Annotated in this window: 2 protein-coding genes and 1 pseudogene; all 3 read left to right on the top strand. The window is 38.9% G+C overall.

All coding sequences use genetic code 11. The features are described 5' to 3' along the window. Window positions 1–95: 95 nt before the first annotated feature. Window positions 96–302, top strand: a pseudogene (locus BUC01_RS24810) (GNAT family N-acetyltransferase); the annotation flags it as partial. Window positions 303–663: 361 nt separating this feature from the next. Next, window positions 664–1,044: a type II toxin-antitoxin system RelE/ParE family toxin gene (locus tag BUC01_RS24805; protein WP_025836154.1), complete on the top strand. Its 381-nt coding sequence runs from the start codon at window positions 664–666 to the stop codon at window positions 1,042–1,044. Continuing rightward, window positions 1,034–1,342, top strand: coding sequence for a helix-turn-helix domain-containing protein (locus BUC01_RS24800; RefSeq protein ID WP_025836152.1), 309 nt, complete (start codon window positions 1,034–1,036; stop codon window positions 1,340–1,342). The genes BUC01_RS24805 and BUC01_RS24800 overlap by 11 nt, the downstream gene beginning before the upstream one ends. Window positions 1,343–1,448 lie beyond the last annotated feature (106 nt).

Below are 1,448 nucleotides of genomic sequence, written 5' to 3'. Positions count from 1 at the left end.
TATTTAACCAATTTATTACTATATTTGAAAACAGGATTCAAGTATAAAACCCGAATCCTGAAGTTTTCTATTTACACAAAATTGTGGACAGTGCCACATTTCTCCTGAATTTCATCAAGAGTTATTTTGTCATCGACAACAAGACCGGTTGCCGTTTCCTCACAGTGGACGCTTATGCCGGTGCCGTCCCCTTTTATCTGAAGAACGGCTTCATCCCCTTAAATGACGAAGACGCCGATGCCGATACCCGTCTGCTCTACTTTGATTTGGCAACAATAGCCGATGACGAATCCGGCGATTAATCCGCCTCCTCCCTTCTCCAATCCTTTCCCTTTCCCAAAGAGCCTAATTCAAGATTAGCGGATTTTACTCCTCCGTCCCCCGAGTATCAGGATTTTCAATCCGCTTTCCGCTTCCGCATCAACTATATACCCCGGAATTATCGGATATCAGCGGATTACAAATCCTAATACTCAATCAATCGGATTGCAAATCCGATTGAACAGATTGAACAGAGATTAAACAGAACTCGATTGGAACGGAGCACCTCTGCCCGTTAGTATTCTTTGGTATGTTGGTTTACACATTTAATAAATAAAATCTCGGAATTATTGCATAATTGTTCACCTATTAGTTACCTTTGTAACATCAAACATCTATCGCATGAAAGAAAATAATAAATTTATCCGTAAGGTAGTCGTATATGCTAACTACTTCAAAGAGTTTAGAAAAACTCTATCACGGGAAGCATTACGTAAAACCTACCAGATACTTACCTATATAATGATATTAGAACAAGTGCCTGAAAAATACCTGAAAGCAATCAATGGTACACAAGGTCTGTTCGAAATCCGTATAGAAGAGGGAGGAAACATTTATCGCATTTTCTGCTGTATGGATGAAGGAAGTCTGGTGATATTGTTTAATGGTTTTCAAAAGAAAACACAAAAAACGCCTCCCGGAGAAATTGAACGTGCCAAACGAATTATGAATGAATACTTTTCCAGTAAAAAAACGAAAGGAGAAACAAGCAATGAGAAATGAAGATTTAAAAGCAAGAGGATGCACCCCAATTGAAGATTTAATTGCCGAAGACTTCGGCGCACCGGGAACAGTTGAGCGTGATGAGTTTGAAAGCAGTTGTGAAGCCTTCATCATTGGTGAAAGACTGAAGGCTGAACGCCTCAAAGTAGGCATGACACAAGAACAGCTTGCCAACAAAATCGGAACAAAGAAAAGTTATATCTCACGCATTGAAAATGGACGTGCGGATATTCAACTCTCTACCCTATTTAAAATCTTTCAAGGACTTGGACGAAAAGTCAGCTTTACCATTATGTAGAGGCGGATTTAGGCACTGTCCACAATTTTGTGTAAATAGAAAACTTCAGGATTCGGGTTTTATACTTGAATCCTGTTTTCAAATATAGTAATAAATTGGTTAAATA

This window comes from Bacteroides stercorirosoris (assembly GCF_900142015.1).
Taxonomy (GTDB): Bacteria; Bacteroidota; Bacteroidia; order Bacteroidales; family Bacteroidaceae; genus Bacteroides; species Bacteroides stercorirosoris.
Note: the sequence above shows the minus strand (reverse complement) of the source record. Positions and strands in the feature narration are given on the sequence as shown.